At 61.6% G+C, this 14,513-nt stretch carries 18 protein-coding genes and 2 pseudogenes; 15 read left to right on the forward strand and 5 right to left on the reverse strand.

Features of this window, described 5'->3' with window-relative positions; genetic code table 11:
• Positions 1 to 228 (forward strand): transposase (locus ACFOYU_RS00520; protein ID WP_377032058.1); only part of this gene is annotated, 228 nt, incomplete at its 5' end.
• A gap of 156 nt (positions 229 to 384) precedes the next feature.
• On the opposite strand, the pseudogene ACFOYU_RS00525 reads toward ACFOYU_RS00520, so the two are convergent.
• From ACFOYU_RS00525 to ACFOYU_RS00535, 3 genes and pseudogenes are all read right to left on the reverse strand, one after another.
• Positions 385 to 1,046, reverse strand: a pseudogene (locus ACFOYU_RS00525) (SDR family oxidoreductase); the annotation flags it as partial.
• A 148-nt stretch (positions 1,047 to 1,194) separates the two neighbouring features.
• A complete protein-coding gene (locus tag ACFOYU_RS00530; RefSeq protein ID WP_377032059.1) occupies positions 1,195 to 2,817 on the reverse strand; it encodes a GMC family oxidoreductase in 1,623 nt (540 codons plus the stop codon).
• 189 nt (positions 2,818 to 3,006) lie between these two features.
• Positions 3,007 to 3,804 carry an alpha/beta fold hydrolase gene (locus tag ACFOYU_RS00535; protein WP_377032060.1) on the reverse strand — a complete coding sequence of 266 codons (798 nt, stop codon included), beginning with the start codon at positions 3,802 to 3,804 and terminating at the stop codon, positions 3,007 to 3,009.
• A 143-nt stretch (positions 3,805 to 3,947) separates the two neighbouring features.
• Here ACFOYU_RS00535 and ACFOYU_RS00540 point away from each other — a divergent pair, with 143 nt between their 5' ends.
• The gene (locus ACFOYU_RS00540) at positions 3,948 to 4,415 is read left to right on the forward strand and encodes a MarR family winged helix-turn-helix transcriptional regulator (protein ID WP_377032061.1); all 468 of its coding nucleotides are present in this window, start codon (positions 3,948 to 3,950) and stop codon (positions 4,413 to 4,415) included.
• A gap of 22 nt (positions 4,416 to 4,437) precedes the next feature.
• Here ACFOYU_RS00540 and ACFOYU_RS00545 read toward each other — a convergent pair whose 3' ends face one another.
• On the reverse strand, positions 4,438 to 5,217 hold the full coding sequence (locus ACFOYU_RS00545) for an SDR family oxidoreductase (protein ID WP_377032062.1): 780 nt from the start codon (positions 5,215 to 5,217) through the stop codon (positions 4,438 to 4,440).
• Positions 5,217 to 5,537 carry a nuclear transport factor 2 family protein gene (locus ACFOYU_RS00550; RefSeq protein WP_377032063.1) on the reverse strand — a complete coding sequence of 107 codons (321 nt, stop codon included), beginning with the start codon at positions 5,535 to 5,537 and terminating at the stop codon, positions 5,217 to 5,219. The genes ACFOYU_RS00545 and ACFOYU_RS00550 overlap by 1 nt, the downstream gene beginning before the upstream one ends.
• A gap of 101 nt (positions 5,538 to 5,638) precedes the next feature.
• Between ACFOYU_RS00550 and ACFOYU_RS00555 the strand changes: the two genes are divergently transcribed.
• The 13 genes and pseudogenes from ACFOYU_RS00555 to ACFOYU_RS00615 form a co-directional block, all read left to right on the forward strand.
• On the forward strand, positions 5,639 to 6,586 hold the full coding sequence (locus ACFOYU_RS00555) for a LysR family transcriptional regulator (RefSeq protein WP_377032064.1): 948 nt from the start codon (positions 5,639 to 5,641) through the stop codon (positions 6,584 to 6,586).
• Between the two features lie 220 nt (positions 6,587 to 6,806).
• Entirely contained in the window at positions 6,807 to 7,463 is a 657-nt protein-coding gene (locus tag ACFOYU_RS00560) for an IS6 family transposase (RefSeq protein WP_377032073.1), read from the forward strand.
• 119 nt (positions 7,464 to 7,582) lie between these two features.
• On the forward strand, positions 7,583 to 7,879 hold the full coding sequence (locus ACFOYU_RS00565) for a hypothetical protein (protein WP_377032065.1): 297 nt from the start codon (positions 7,583 to 7,585) through the stop codon (positions 7,877 to 7,879).
• A gap of 67 nt (positions 7,880 to 7,946) precedes the next feature.
• On the forward strand, positions 7,947 to 8,492 hold the full coding sequence (locus ACFOYU_RS00570) for a sigma-70 family RNA polymerase sigma factor (protein WP_377032066.1): 546 nt from the start codon (positions 7,947 to 7,949) through the stop codon (positions 8,490 to 8,492).
• On the forward strand, positions 8,485 to 9,246 hold the full coding sequence (locus tag ACFOYU_RS00575) for an anti-sigma factor (protein ID WP_226741918.1): 762 nt from the start codon (positions 8,485 to 8,487) through the stop codon (positions 9,244 to 9,246). Before ACFOYU_RS00570 ends, ACFOYU_RS00575 begins: the two co-directional genes overlap by 8 nt.
• A 20-nt stretch (positions 9,247 to 9,266) precedes the next feature.
• The gene (locus ACFOYU_RS00580) at positions 9,267 to 9,983 is read left to right on the forward strand and encodes a Bax inhibitor-1/YccA family protein (protein ID WP_377032067.1); all 717 of its coding nucleotides are present in this window, start codon (positions 9,267 to 9,269) and stop codon (positions 9,981 to 9,983) included.
• A gap of 32 nt (positions 9,984 to 10,015) precedes the next feature.
• Entirely contained in the window at positions 10,016 to 10,603 is a 588-nt protein-coding gene (locus ACFOYU_RS00585) for a DUF2076 domain-containing protein (RefSeq protein ID WP_377032068.1), read from the forward strand.
• A 365-nt stretch (positions 10,604 to 10,968) separates the two neighbouring features.
• On the forward strand, positions 10,969 to 11,253 hold the full coding sequence (locus tag ACFOYU_RS00590) for a PRC-barrel domain-containing protein (RefSeq protein ID WP_377032069.1): 285 nt from the start codon (positions 10,969 to 10,971) through the stop codon (positions 11,251 to 11,253).
• A gap of 110 nt (positions 11,254 to 11,363) precedes the next feature.
• On the forward strand, positions 11,364 to 11,684 hold the full coding sequence (locus ACFOYU_RS00595) for a DUF1476 domain-containing protein (protein WP_377032074.1): 321 nt from the start codon (positions 11,364 to 11,366) through the stop codon (positions 11,682 to 11,684).
• Positions 11,685 to 11,808: 124 nt separating this feature from the next.
• Positions 11,809 to 12,477 (forward strand): exopolysaccharide biosynthesis protein, encoded by a 669-nt coding sequence (locus tag ACFOYU_RS00600; protein ID WP_377032070.1) that lies wholly within the window; start codon positions 11,809 to 11,811, stop codon positions 12,475 to 12,477.
• Between the two features lie 72 nt (positions 12,478 to 12,549).
• The gene (locus tag ACFOYU_RS00605; RefSeq protein ID WP_377032071.1) at positions 12,550 to 13,842 is read left to right on the forward strand and encodes a hemolysin family protein; all 1,293 of its coding nucleotides are present in this window, start codon (positions 12,550 to 12,552) and stop codon (positions 13,840 to 13,842) included.
• 2 nt (positions 13,843 to 13,844) lie between these two features.
• On the forward strand, positions 13,845 to 14,312 hold the full coding sequence (locus ACFOYU_RS00610; protein WP_377032072.1) for a hypothetical protein: 468 nt from the start codon (positions 13,845 to 13,847) through the stop codon (positions 14,310 to 14,312).
• Between the two features lie 56 nt (positions 14,313 to 14,368).
• A pseudogene (locus ACFOYU_RS00615) lies at positions 14,369 to 14,513 on the forward strand (TerC family protein); the annotation flags it as partial.

Raw genomic sequence — 14,513 nt, forward strand, 5'->3', positions numbered from 1 at the left:
GTGCGGGACCTGCTCAATCAAGCTGGGATCGGAGTGCTGTACCTGCCGCGCTACTCGCCCGAGTTCAACCCGATCGAGCCGGCCTGGGGCAAGATGAAAGAGCGGCTCAAGGGGAAAGCGCCACGCACTCTTGAAACCCTGGAAGCAGAACTCAAACCAGCCCTCGACACCATCACCGCACAGGATGCTCGAGGCTGGATCAGGCACGCTGGCTATGCCCTACACTGAGACCAAAAGCGCTTTAACAATACGAGCGCTGCGATCTTTCGGATCGGCCATCCAGTTGCACGCAAAACAGAGTATGGCCTTTATCTTCGCCGGATACCCGGGGTACGAACGCCCACGCTCCCGCCGATACCCTCATCAACGGGTGTCAGGCGCCGCTCACGCGGTATGAACGGTGCCGCCGTCAATGACATACTCGGTGCCGGTTATCATTGCGGCGTGATTCGAGGCGAGGAAAAGGCGATCAGGTTAGCCACGTCCTCCGGCGTTGAGGGCCGACCAATAGGGATCTTGCCTAGCGCGCTCATGATGATGCGCTTGCCGCCGTCGTAATCAGTACCAGCGTCGTGCGCAAGCTGCTCGGTGAGACGCACAGACGCTTCGGTTTCGATCCAGCGGGCGAGACCCGCACCACGCGCACCCCCTTCGGCGAGACCTCCTTCGACAGGCGCTTGCTGTAGGTCGAGCGCGCAGCCTTCGCGGCCGCATACGCAGTCGTCGCCTCTGGCAGCGATAGCTCTCATTGGATAGACATGACGTGGATGACGACCCCGCAGCCCTGTTCGACCATTGCAGGAACGAGTTCGCGATCGAACCTGACGGCTGCCATCAGGTTGAAATCAAGCTCCTTGGCCCATTCCAGATCGCTCAAAGCTGCGAAGCCGCCCGCCAGGGCGGACGAGCCGCCCAGCATGTGGACCACGATATCGACCCCGCCCAACCGCTCGTGCCCTGCGGCGGCGAGCGTGGCGCATTCCCCAGGCGTTGTCTAAGTTGTCAGCAACGACCATACCCTCTGGGAGCGTGTCTGGCCGGGTGCGCTTGCTTTCAAACGTGAGGAACGGGGTCATGCCCCAATCTCAGACTGCAATTGGTGTCCCAATCCATTTCATGCAAGTGGCATTAGCCCTCGCGCTGTCCGACGGCCCGCTTATGGGGCATCGAGCAGCCGCGAGACCGAAAGTGCCGCTAAGAGGGCTGGGACAGAGCTTGGCTGGGGCGGTACAAACTGTGTTGCTCCCGGATCAGATCGGCCGCCCGTTCCCCAATGACTACGCAGGGTGCCATCGTGTTGCCGGTGGTAATCCGTGGCATAATTGACGAGTCTGCAACGCGAAGACCTTCGATGCCATAAACCTTCAACTGGTTATCGACGACCGACATATCGTCTCTTCCCATCTTTGCGGTACAGGACTGATGCCAATAGGTCACCGCGGACCGTCGGATGAACCTAACCATTCCCGCTCGGTCGCGCGCGCCAGGAGCAGTTTCGCCTGTCACCAACGGCGTGAACGCTTCGCTGTTTCCGAGATCGCGGCACAGTTCCACCGCGGCCAGGGCGGCAGCCATGTCTTCCGGTTCGCTGAGTGAGTTCGGCTTGATCAAGATGGGATCTGCGAAGCTCGACCCCGATAATCGTAGCTGACCGCGGCTTTTGGGTTGGGCGAGGCCAGTGAACATCGTCCAGCCGTGTTCCGGCGTTTCGAGTTCCGTCTCGATCGGCGAAGGAACAGCGAACTCTAGCTGGCACTGTAGGATGTCAGGCTGAGCCAGCCGCGCATCGCTTTTCCAATAGAGTTTCGCTTCGCAGCCACTACCGCCAACGCCCTCCGGCTTTTTATAGGCCCAGGTGCAGCCGAATGCGAGATGATCCTGATGGTTTTGACCAACGCCCGGCAGGTGTTGAATGACGGGAATGCCGTGAGCTTTCAATTCATGTTCCGGCCCTATCCCTGATTGCATCAGCACTTTCGGCGTGTTGATCGCGCCAAGGGACAGCACAGTTTCGCATCGGGCAGTAAATTGACGCAGCTGGCCAGCGACAAGAGCCTCGACTCCTATCACTCGTTTCCCATCGAAAATGAGCCTCGTGACCAGCGCATCGGTGACAACTGCAAGGTTTGGCCGTGATAGGAGCGGACGAACATAGGAGCCGAAGACGGATTCCCGCTTGCCATTGCGAATCCGCAGCTCGGCGATTGATGCGCCTCCGGGGCTCTCCATCATCTCACCGTTCGGAGTATCGAAGACAGGAATACCAATAGCGGATGCCGCCCTCAGCAAAGCCTCTGCGATCGGCTGGGGTTTTTGAGGCTGAGCAACATATGCCGGTCCTCCCACGCCGCGACGGATCAGGTCGGGATCTCCGTTCCAATCTTCTATCCGGCGGTAATAGCGAAGGATGGACTCATAGCCCCAAGCTTCATCGCCGGCCTCGGCGGCGAAATGCTCCCAATCTTCCTTGTGTCCCCTCGCCCATACCATGACATTGATGCTTGACCCGCCGCCAAGCCCTTTGCCCATGCTGAGAGGAAGACGTCGGCCGTCGAGTTCGGGCGCCGGCTCTCCAATGAACCCCCAGTCTCGACTGGAGCCAAGATTGAGCGGCCATTGCGCTGGGTTCGTAACGGTTTCGGCCGAATCGTCTCCGCCCGCCTCAAGCAGTAAAACGCGGGCGTTCCCATCTTCTGCCAGTCTCGCGGCGACAACCGAGCCGCTGGAGCCGGCGCCGCAGACGATGAAGTCGAAGACGTCGCCGCGAGAAGCGACCGGATTATCAAGTGTATTTTGCTCATAGGTATTCAGCTTCACGTGACTGACCTCCGTGAATGGAACGAGGAAGAAACTGAAAATGCTGGTCGGCGGCTTGGTCGCGCGTCCAATTGCAATCAGCCACGTGACTGCATATCCGTGCTCGCTATTGTCCGACCGTGACTGCCCTAATAGACCTTGCCGGTCATCGCCGGGACAGGGCCGAGTGTCCCGGCGAGGCGGCGTCCATCATCGTTGCGCTCTCGCCGAGACGGCTTTGGCGGCCTGATCTATGGTATCTGCAACGACGTCGGACTGCGTCATGAAGAGAGCATGACTTGCCGAGACTTTCGTGATCTTCGCCTTGATGCGTTCAGCCATATGGATCAGCATCGCCTGATCGAATGCCTTGTCTTCTGTCGCGATCACGGCCCAACTAGGCTTCGAGCGCCACGCAGCATTCTGGAGCTTCGTGCCGAACGCCGACATGTTGATCGAGACCTGCGAGTCCCTCATGAATGCGGCATCGGCATCACTCACGTCATGGGCAAAACCATCCTTGAACTTTGTCGGGCTAACATACCCGAATCCATCCTTTGTGGTCTCGATCACGAATTCCGATGCAGGTGCAAAACCTTGATATTGCTGAGCGGTTGTCTCGCCCGCATCCGGAGAAAGAGCAGAGACATAGACAAGGCCTGCAACCTTCGCATCGACGCCAGCTTCGGTGATGATCGTACCACCCCAGGAATGACCCACCAGGATGACTGGACCATCCTGCCGTTCAAGCGCACGTTTAGTAGCGGCAACATCGTCCTCGAGAGACGTCAACGGGTTCTGCACGATGGTGACGCGATAGCCGCGCTTGGAAAGATTGTCGTAAACTCCTCTCCACCCTGAGCCGTCCGCGAATGCACCGTGGACGAGCACCACGTTCTTGATAGCTTGGTTTGCAGGGATGGGCTCGGAAGCCGCCGCCGAGACTGCGCTCGATATCGCTGCTGCGGCTATGGCTGCAGTTACTACGCTGTTGGTGATCTTAGTCATAACGATCTCCTTTGTCAGTAGCGATAAATGTTATCGCGATAAGGAAAGTCTTTCAGATCCTGGAGTTCCCGTCAACGTATTTTTTATTGCGATATTGTTTTTCGCGATATTGCTAGTATGTTCACGCCTTAAGGACCTGGATAATGAGCCACGAGAACAACGATCCACCGCCTCTTCACGACCAGCTGTGCTACGCGATCTACACTGCCGGGATCGCGATTCAGCGTGCCTACAAACCCTTACTCGACGGGCTGGGCCTGACCTATCCGCAGTACCTCGTGCTCAACGTGTTGTGGAGTAAGGACGAGCAGACCGTGGGCGCGATTGCCCGCGCCCTTGCCTTGGAGTCCAGCACCCTGACGCCGCTCTTGAAGCGCCTTGAGGCTTCTGGCCTCCTGCGCCGGACCCGAGACCCGAGTAATGAGCGACAGGTCGTGATAGGCCTGACCGAAGAAGGCCGGGCGCTGCAGCACAAGGCGGGCTGCCTCAGTGACGCCTTGCTGGCAGCTTCGACCGAGACGCCGCAGAGGCTGGCGGCTCTAAACCGCGACGTGCGCCATCTCCGTAATGCGATCTATTCCCAGATCGGAGGATGGGACGCTCCCGCCTGAGTGTAGAACGGGTGTCCGTCCCTTACGCGGTAGGCACCGTACCCCCATCGATGGTGTACTCGGTGCCGGTGATCGAAGCGGCGCGTTCGGAGGCCAGGAACGCGATCAGGCTTGCGACTTCGGCCGGTTCGGCCGGGCGTCCGAGCGGTATTCCGCCCAACCCGTCCATGATGATCTTCTTGCCACCCTCGAGATCGGTCCCCGCCTGTTTCGCCAGGCGCTCGGCGAGATGGATGGATGACTCCGTCGCGATCCAGCCCGGTGATACCCGGACCACCCGTACACCTCTGGGAGATACCTCCTTTGACATTGCCTTGCTGTAGGTTGAAAGCGCAGCCTTGGCTGCAGCATAGGCCGTTGTTGATTCCGGAAGTGGCAGCACATTCTGAATGGACGTGACATGTATGACCACACCGCTTCCCCGAGAGACCATATCCGGGACCAGATGCCGGTCCAGCCGAACAGCGGGGAAAAGGTTAAGAGACAACTCCTTGTACCACTCGGCATCAGTGAGCGCTGAAAAACCACCACCGGCTGCAGACGAGCCGCCCAGCATATGAACAATAATATCGACGCCGCCAAGGCGTTGACGGGTGGCGTCTGCGACGGTCCTGCATCCCTCCTCGGTTGTCAGGTCGGCTTCAACGAACAAGTCTTCGGGCAGGTTGTCCGGTCGCGCTCGAGCCGTCGTTAGCACTTGTGCGCCGAGTTCCCGAAACAGGCCAACGGTCGCTGCCCCAGCGCCCCTGCTTCCTGCCGTGATGAGTGCGCGCTTGCCAGCCAGATTGAGAAAGTCGGTCATCACTGGATCTCCACTTTGGCAATCTTGTGGTTTGTGATGGCGAAGGCGTAGCTGAGCGTTACGGGGCTCCCCGGAAACCGGCCGCTGACCTTGGCTCGAACGAACGATCGATTACCGTTGACCGTGGCATCCAAAGGTTCAGCGACATACTGGGTCTTGCGCTTCGCTTCCGCCCACCAGTCTCGAATGGCAGCTCCACCTTGATGGAAGGCGCCTTCATCCACGACGACGGCGTCGACTGCAAAAGTCCTAGCTACTGAATCCGCGTCGTTTCGGCGATCGGCCTCAAAGAACGCCTTCACTACATCAGGCATGTCCATAGGTTTCTCCCTATCAGCTTACTCATGACTGCTAGTTAGCGCTCGACGATTGCTCAGATAAGTGGGATAAAACCGTATATGGAGATGAACAGATCGGGACAATGGAACAGGCGGGTTTGAGAGATTTGGAGTCGGTCATCGCCATTGCACGGCGTGGGACGTTTCGAGCAGCCGCTATTGATCTAGGGACGTCCAGCACTGCGTTGAGTCATACAATTGCAAAGCTCGAGGCTGGCCTCGGCGTTCGTCTCTTCAATCGAACCACCCGCAGCGTCTCGCTCACGGATGCGGGAAAGCTTTTTATCGAGCAGGTTGCGCCGTCGCTCCAGAATATTTACGTCGCGCTGGAAGCGGTTCGCTCCCAGCGCGAGACCCCTTCGGGAACGATTCGGATCAATGCCGCGCCCTTCGCTGCACGCGCTATTATTTCCCCGTTGGTGCTCGAGTTCCTGCGTCGGTATCCGGATATGAACGTCGATTTGGTGACTGACGGAAGGATGGTCGATATCGTCAGGGACGGCTTCGATCTCGGCGTCAGGGTCGCCGGCCTCGTACCAAGTGACATGATTGCGGTCTCGCTCGGCTGGCCGCAACGACATGCCGTGGTGGGGTCCCCTGAGTATTTCGAGCAGCATGGGAGGCCGGACGTTCCTCTGGATCTTCTCAATCACAGGTGCATTCGGGTTCGCTTGCCTGACGGCTCTTTATATCAATGGCGGTTTGAGAAAGACGGCGAGCCTGTGCAAGTCGATGTGCGAGGACCGATCACGCTCGATGAGGCAAGCTTGGTGAGGACGGCTGTGCTTGCGGGGACGGGCGTGGGCTACACCATGGAACAGGAAATTCTTCCAGACATCGAGGCAGGGCGCCTAGTCCGGGTCTTAGAGGATTGGACGCCGCCATATCCAGGTCTATGTCTCTACTATCCCGGGCGACGTCATCTATCGGCTGGGATGAAGGCATTCTTGGAGATGGCGCGTGAGATTTCTAAGCGTCGGCGGTCTAACCCTGCAGGTAGGTTCGCCGACATCGAAGATTGGGCAACCTGAGCGGATGTGTCGCAAACTTTTTGTTTCAGAGTTTCGGCTACTCCTTTCTCGGTTCAGTGGCGGAGAGTGGCGTGTTCAAGGGCAGGCATTTTGATCGATCCGTGATCCTGCTCTGCGTTCGATGGTGATGTCACGGTAACTTTTGGTCAGAGGCTTCTGCTCTAAGAGCTGTGGCATGACCAAACCCATCAGCTACTAGCGCCATCGCTTCCCACCCCAGATCATTGCCCATGCCGTTTGGCTGTACTTCAGATTTCCTCTGAGCCTCCGGCTTGTCGAGGAGATGCTGCTCGAGCGCGGCATCGTTGTGTCCTACGAGACGATCCGCCGGTGGGGTAAGAAGTTCGGACCGGCTTATGCCCGGCGCCTCCGCCGCAAGCAGCCAAGTCCTCATGACGTCTGGCATCTGGATGAGGTGGTCATCAGCATCGCTGGTAAGAAGCACTGGCTGTGGCGTGCCGTCGATCGGGACGGATACGTGCTTGACGAACTCGTCCAAAGCCGGCGCGACACCAAGGCGGCCAAGCGCCTGCTGACCCGGCTGATGAAGAAGCAAGGCATGGCGCCCAAGCGCATCATCACCGACAAGTTGTCCTCATACGGAGCAGCCCGACTCCAAGTCATGCCGAGGGTCGAGCACCGGTCCCACAAGGGGCTCAACAACAGGGCTGAGAATTCGCATGTCCCGCTGAGGAAACGGGAGAGGATGATGCAGGGCTTTCGATCCGCAGGTAGCCTGCAGCAGTTCACATCGGTCTTTTCAGCTGCCAGAAACCTGTTCGTTCCACCGCGCTCGCACCGGTCTGCCCTCGCCACCCACGTCTACCGTCTACGAGCCATGGCGGCATGGAAGTCCGCGGCGGGCGTGCTCGCCTGAATTCAACAAAGCTGGGCTTATCGCGGTCGCGTAGGTTACCGTGACATCACCTTGTCGAGACTGATGCAAACCTTCGCGAGCTGATTGCCCGCACCCTCGGGCATGCCGGCTATGACGCTGTGCTGGCTCCTTCCGGATCCGGTGAGGCGGCTCTCGACCTCATCTCCGCCGCCGATTTCGATGGCCTATATTGTGAGGTTGAACTCCCCGGCGAGGTCGACGGCTGGGAAGTCGGCGCCACCTTCAGCTTCGTCTGGCCTGACAAGCCGACAGTCTACGCCTCCGCCTTGGTTGCCGGGCCACCGGGGCGGCTGCGGAAGGGTATTTTCCTGCGCAAGCCGTTCGGATTGGACCGGCTCGTCACGGTTTTCGAGACCAGCGCAACAGCCGCGCGGGCAAGACAGGCGCTGGCATGATCACTCCAGACGCAAATATGTTCGCAAGCATGCGGATTAAGCCCTTAAGCAGCTCCGTACACCTCACATGAACGACGCCACACGCACGGATGTGATCGGAATGCTCGGGCCCTTGCGGCGTTATGCCCGCTCCCTGACGCGCGACGAGTCGCAGGCCGAGGACCTGGTTCAGGACGCGCTTGTTCGCGCCTATGAGCGGCGCGGCTCCTTCCGCTCAGGTGGTAACCTGCGCGGCTGGTTGCTGTCGATCCTGCACAACACCTTCATCGATCATCGTCGCCGCCATGTAGCGGAATTCCGCCGTCTGGAGCAGGTCGCCGCCCTCATCGACACCGAGGCTCCTCCCGAGCAGGAGAGCCGGGTGCGGCTTCAGCAGGTCCAGGCCGCCTTCATGAGCCTGCCGGACGAGCAGAGGGCTGTCCTGCACCTGGTGGCCATCGAGGGCCTGTCCTACCAGGAGGCCGCCAATGCCCTGAAGATCCCGGTCGGCACCCTTATGTCCCGCTTGGGGCGCGCCCGCGCCGCGCTGCGGGGGTTCGAGGCGGGAGCCGATGCTCAGCCAGCCGAAGCCAGGCGCCCAAGCCTGCGCGTCGTCGGAGGATCCGATGCCTGACCCGATCACTGAAGCCGACCTTCTCGCCTATGTCGATGACCAGCTCGACCCGGCCCGACGGATCGAGGTCGAGGAGCATCTTGCCCACGACCCGCAAGCCGCCGCGCGGATCATGGCCGATCTCAAGGATCGCGACGCCCTCCGGCTGCTCCATGCGGCGCCCCTGCCCCGTCCGACCGAGCCGATGCTGGTGGCCGCTGGTCGACTTGAGCGGGCTCTCGGCTGGCAGGAGCTGGGCCTGAAGCTCCGCCGGGTCGCCGCCGTCGTGGCCCTCGTCGGCTTCGGCTGGTTCGCTCACGGACAGGTTGGCCTGGGCGTTACCGACAGCGAGGCCTCGCCCAAGCCGCCGGCCTTCGTCGAGGATGCCCTGCACTCGCATGAGACAAGCCTCCTGCGGGCCCGCATGGTTTCGCAGCCGGAGGTGGAAGACTACGACCCCGCTGAGATCCTGGCCGAGACCGGGATCCGGCTCCCGTCCCTGCCCGAGGACTGGCAGGTGCGGGACGCGCAGATCTTCCCATCCCGCTACGGCCACAGCATCGAGATTGCCATTGACGCCGGCGACCTCGGGCGGGTGTCGCTGTTCGCCGCCCAGGCTTCCGCCTTCGACGTGATCGCTCCGATGCCGGCCCGCTTCGAGAAGGCGACGGCCGTGTACTGGCAGACAGGTCAGCTCGCCTACGCGCTGACCGGAACCGGCAGCGACAAAGCCCTTGAACGGGCGGCCCTCCGGCTGTCCCGCAAGCTTCAGTAAACCTCCAGGAGACACCATCGATGAACACACCCTATGCTTGGCAGACCGCCACGGCCCGCCCGAGCGGCGCCGTTTTCGACGAGGGCCTGCGCCAGCACATGCTGCGGGTCTACAACACCATGGGCCTCGGCCTGGTGGTGACCGGGCTCGTGGCCTTCTTTGTCGCCTCGACGCCTGCGCTCTACGAGCCGATCTTCCAGACGCCGCTCAAGTGGGTGGTGATGCTGGCGCCGCTGGCGTTCATCTTCTTCTTCTCGTTCCGCATGGACCGGATGACCGCGGCCTCCGCGCGCACGGCCTTCTTCGCCTTCTCGGCGGTGATGGGCCTGTCGCTCGCCTCTGTGTTCCTGGTGTTCACGGGTGCGAGCATCGCCCGCACCTTCTTCATCACCGCTGCCATGTTCGGCGCCACCAGCCTTTACGGCTATACCACCAAGCGCGATCTCTCAAAGTTCGGCTCGTTCCTGGTCATGGGTCTGATCGGCGTCATCATCGCCTCGCTGATCAATATCTTCCTCGCGTCGAGTGCGTTGCAGTTTGCGATCTCGATCATCGGCGTGCTCGTGTTCACGGGCCTGACCGCCTACGACACGCAGACCATCAAGGAGCAGTACGCTGAAGGCTACGGCCACGAGGCCAACAGCAAGATGGCCGTGTTCGGCGCGCTCTCGCTTTACCTGAACTTCGTCAACATCTTCCAGCTGCTGCTGAGCCTCACCGGGCAGCGGGAAGAGTAACCTCCGTCCATTGCCAGAAAGGATCAATTTACATGGACCATCAGGACCGTCAGGCCATCGAGCAGCTATTCGGCAAGATCGCCCAGGTTGAGCGCCAAGCTACGCCTCCGGACGCGCAGGCGGCGGACTTCATCCGCTCGCAGATCAACCAGCAGCCTAATGCGCCCTACTACATGGCCCAGACCATCGTGGTGCAGGAGCAGGCCCTGAGCGCCGCCCAGGGCCGCATCCAGCAGCTGGAGCAGGAACTCGCCAGCCGTCCGGCCGGAGGCGGTGGCTTCCTCTCGGGCCTCTTCGGCGGCGGGCAGTCCCGTCCCCAGCCTCAGCAGCCTTACCAAGCCCAGCCGATGCACGGCATGCCACCTCACGGCGCTCCCGGCATGGGCGGCATGGCACCGGGCATGGGAGGCATGGCTTCCCGCGGAGGCGGCGGCTTCCTGGCCGGAGCCGCCCAAACCGCCATGGGTGTCGCCGGTGGTGTGATCCTCGGCAACATGATCGCCGGTGCCTTCTCAGGGGGTGATGAAGCCAAGGCCGCTGATGCCGGTCAGGCCGAGCCGCAACAGGCTGCCGGCGAGGATATTGGCGGCGATGACTTCGGCTTCGAAGAAGACATCTGATCCTGAGGCAGACGCTGCCCTATCACGGGGCCATCGCGGCGCTCCTAATCAAGCACTACGGTTCTGCCGGCGCCATACGCCGGCAGAACCCTCTCAACACGTATTCAGGAGATGAGAATGACCAAAGCCTTTATTCTTCCGGCGGCCATACTGATGGCGATGTTAACTCCGGCTATGGCACAAACCTCCTCGCCTGATACGGCCCCAACGCCACCGGCGGCCTCAAGCCCAGCCGTCACCGCTCCGGCCTCTCCCAGCACACCCTCATCAGCTGCACCAGAGGCGGGCTCCGCCACGGGCTCTACGGCGGCTACGACGACGCTGGGCTCAACCGCGCGATCCTGACAGTGGATGCGCTGGAGGACATGAATCTCGTCGGGGCGGACGGGAAGGAGATTGGCGATATCGAAGGTGTGGTGGAGAACAACGCGGACAAGAAGCAGTTCGTGGTCATCGAGCGCGGCGGCTTCCTCGGCTTCGGCGCCAAGACGATCACTGTTCCGCTGGAGAACGTCGCCGTCCAGGGCGAGAACGTGACCTTGCGCAACATGGATGTTGCCCAACTCGATGGGATGGCGGAGTTCAAGAACGACAACAATGCCTTCCGCGATCTCGACGACACCCAGCAGATCAACCTAACGCAGCAGTAATCGTCGAAGCTTCGACGGCGGCTTAGAGCCTGCTTCAAACATGGTGGACTCCTGATGTCGGCGTGAATGCGCCTTCATTGCAGGAGTCCGAACCTAAGGAGACGATGGATATGGCCAGTTTCGATGATCGCAGAGATACGTTCGAGAGGAAGTTCGCGCACGACGAGGAGCTGCTGTTCAAGGCGACTGCCCGCCGCAACAAGCTCTTCGGCCTTTGGGCTGCACAGCAGCTCGGCAAAACAGGTCCGGAGGCCGAGGCCTATTCGAAGGCTGTTGTCGTGGCGGATTTCCAGGAAGCCGGTGATGCCGACGTCATCCGCAAGGTGCGCCAGGACTTTGAGGCCGCCGGCAAGACTCCCAGCGATGCCGAGCTGGCCGGAGTTCTGTCCGGCCTGATGAATGAAGCCATCGAGCAGATCAAAGCGGGATAGAAGACTTCCTGCCCAAGACCGTTTCAGCGGGGCAAGACCCCTCAAGGTCGTTCTTACAGGATCGTTGACGAACTCTTGACACTTTCTATCGCATTGCTGCGCGCGAGCCACTATAGACAGGCCCATGCCCGACCCTTCGAGTAGTCTCTCTACCGTCGTTTCAACGGACGACGATGTGGAGCCCCGACAACGGTTTTCCGAGGTCCTGAGCGACCTCGCCAGCCGCCCCGCCTCGGCCATCAGCATTGGTGACGTGCTGAACACCTTCGGTGACCGGGCCTTTGGCGCCCTGATGCTGCTGTTCGCCGCCCCCAACGTGCTGCCGCTCCCGCTTGGCATGTCGGCGGTGCTGGGAGCGCCCCTTCTCTTCATCACGGCCCAGCTGATGCTGGGACGCTCCACCCTGTGGATGCCGCGTTTCATACGCGAACGGTCGATCTCGCGCGACTTCTTTGCCCTGCTGACGGCAAAGCTCAGTCCGATTCTGCACCGGGCGGAACGCCTCCTGCGGCCCCGGCTCGGCGTGCTGCTTCATCCGCTTCCGGAGCGGATCGTCGGCGCGGCCTGCCTGCTGCTGGCCATCATCCTGTTCCTGCCGATCCCGTTCGGCAACATTCCTCCGGCCTTCGCCATCGCAGCCTTCGCCTTAGGCATCCTGGAGCGGGATGGCCTGGCCACGCTCGTGGGCTGGCTTTCCGCCATCGGCAGCCTGCTGATCCTGGCGGCGATTTCCTCCGCGATCATCGCCGGCATCAACGCCTTTCTCAACCAGCTGTGGGTGATCCTCGGATGACAGACGCCGACGTAAACCCCGCAGCTACACCATCGCCAATCCTGGAGGGGTGCCCGCGGCACCTGACACACCGTGCTTGAACTCGGCATCGCTTTGTTTCTCATTGGCCTGAACGGTCTCTTCGCCCTGTCGGAGCTCGCCATCGTCTCCGCTCGCAAGGCCCGCCTGAAGATGATGGCCGACAACGGCCGCGCCGGAGCCGGCGCAGCTTTGAGATTGGCCGAGGAGCCAGGCCGCTTCCTGTCCACCGTCCAGATCGGCATCACCCTAGTGGGTGTCCTCGCCGGCGCCTTCTCCGGTGCGGCTCTTGGTGCCATGCTCACCGACATCATGAAGGCTCAAGGTGTGCCGGATACCGTGGCGGAGCCCTTGGGCTTCGGCCTCGTGGTCGCTGCCATCACATATCTGTCGGTCGTGGTGGGCGAGCTGGTGCCCAAGCACCTGGCGCTCAAGAATCCGGAAGGGATCGCCTGCGCCGTCGCGCCCCTGATGGCGCTGATCTCCCGGATCGCGGCCCCGGTGGTCTGGCTCCTGGATGCCTCCACCAAGCTGATCTTCCGCCTCATGGGGCAAAGCACGGAATCCGAGAGCGCTGTGACCGAGGAGGAGATCAAGACCATCGTCGCCGAGGCGGAAACGGCCGGCGTGATCGAGACCGGCGAACGCAAGATGATCGCCGGCGTCCTGCGCCTGGGCGACCGCGCCGTGCGGGGGGTGATGACGCCGCGAACCGATGTGGACTGGGTCAACATCAATGCTTCGCAGGAGAGCATCCGTCACTGCCTGATCAACTCGCCTCATTCCCGGCTCCCAGTCGCCGAGGGCCACCCCGACAACATGCTCGGCGTGGTGCAGGCTCGGGAGCTTCTGGCTGCCACGCTGCGGGAGGAGCCCCTCGACATCCGGGCCCATATCCGCAAGGCGCCGATCATCCCCGACACGCTTGATGCCCTCGACGCCCTTGAGGTGCTGCGGGAGGCCGAGGTCCCGATGGCGCTCGTCCACGACGAGTACGGCCATTTCGACGGCGTGGTGACACCAGCTGACATCCTCGACGCTATCGCAGGCGCCTTCCGGTCCGACGAGCACGAGGAGGAGCCCGAAGCGGTGATGCGCGAGGACGGTTCGTGGCTGCTCGCCGGCTGGATGCCGGCCGACGAGATGGCCGACCAGCTCGGGATCTCTCTTCCGGAGCGGCGCGACTACGAGACGGTAGCTGGCCTCGTGATCGGCGAGCTGCAGCATATGCCGGAAACGGGGGAGGCGGTGGAGACCTTGGGCTGGCGATTCGAAGTGATCGACCTCGACGGCCGGCGGATCGACAAGGTCCTGGCCTCGCGCGTCGACACCAAGGAGGCGGCCTGACCATGCGTACGCGTCTTGCTTCCCTGATCGCCGGGCTGATGCTCCTGGCGCCTTCCATGGCAACGGCGGCAACCTGCAAGCTGGAGAACGCCACCTTCCGACCGAAATATGCCGCCCAGCGCTTTGAGATCCGCAGCAGCCGCGTCGATGGCGTCACTGTGTTCGACGTGACGGTGCATAAGACCCGCGAAACCTTCCGCTTCCGCGTTGATGCCAACGAGGGCACGGGCGCGGGAACGATCACCTCCGTCCCCGATGCTGCGGGACAGGATCCGGCGATCAGGTCCAGCTTCCAGCTACTGGACGGCAAGGGTCTCAAAACCACCCCAACCGCCGAGATCGGGCATGTGTCCTTTCTTGAGCTGGGACAGGCCTTCGTCGACTTCCGCATGCGCAGGAGCCCAAATGTGGAGCCCTACACCTCGCCGCCTTCGGGCCTGTGGCACGTGACGGACTGCCGACCGGACTAGCGGCACCCCAAACTGGCAACGCGCCACTCCGAACACGGCACAATAAGGATTTCACAATGGACTTCTCCTGGATCTCCGACCCGACGGCACTGGCGGCACTGGCGACCCTGATCGTCATGGAGGTGGTGCTCGGTATCGACAACCTCATCTTCATCTCGATCCTGACCAACAAGCTGCCCGAAGCTCAGCGCTCGAAGGCCC

Source organism: Microvirga sp. GCM10011540 (assembly GCF_042650665.1).
GTDB lineage: Bacteria > Pseudomonadota > Alphaproteobacteria > Rhizobiales > Beijerinckiaceae > Microvirga > Microvirga lenta.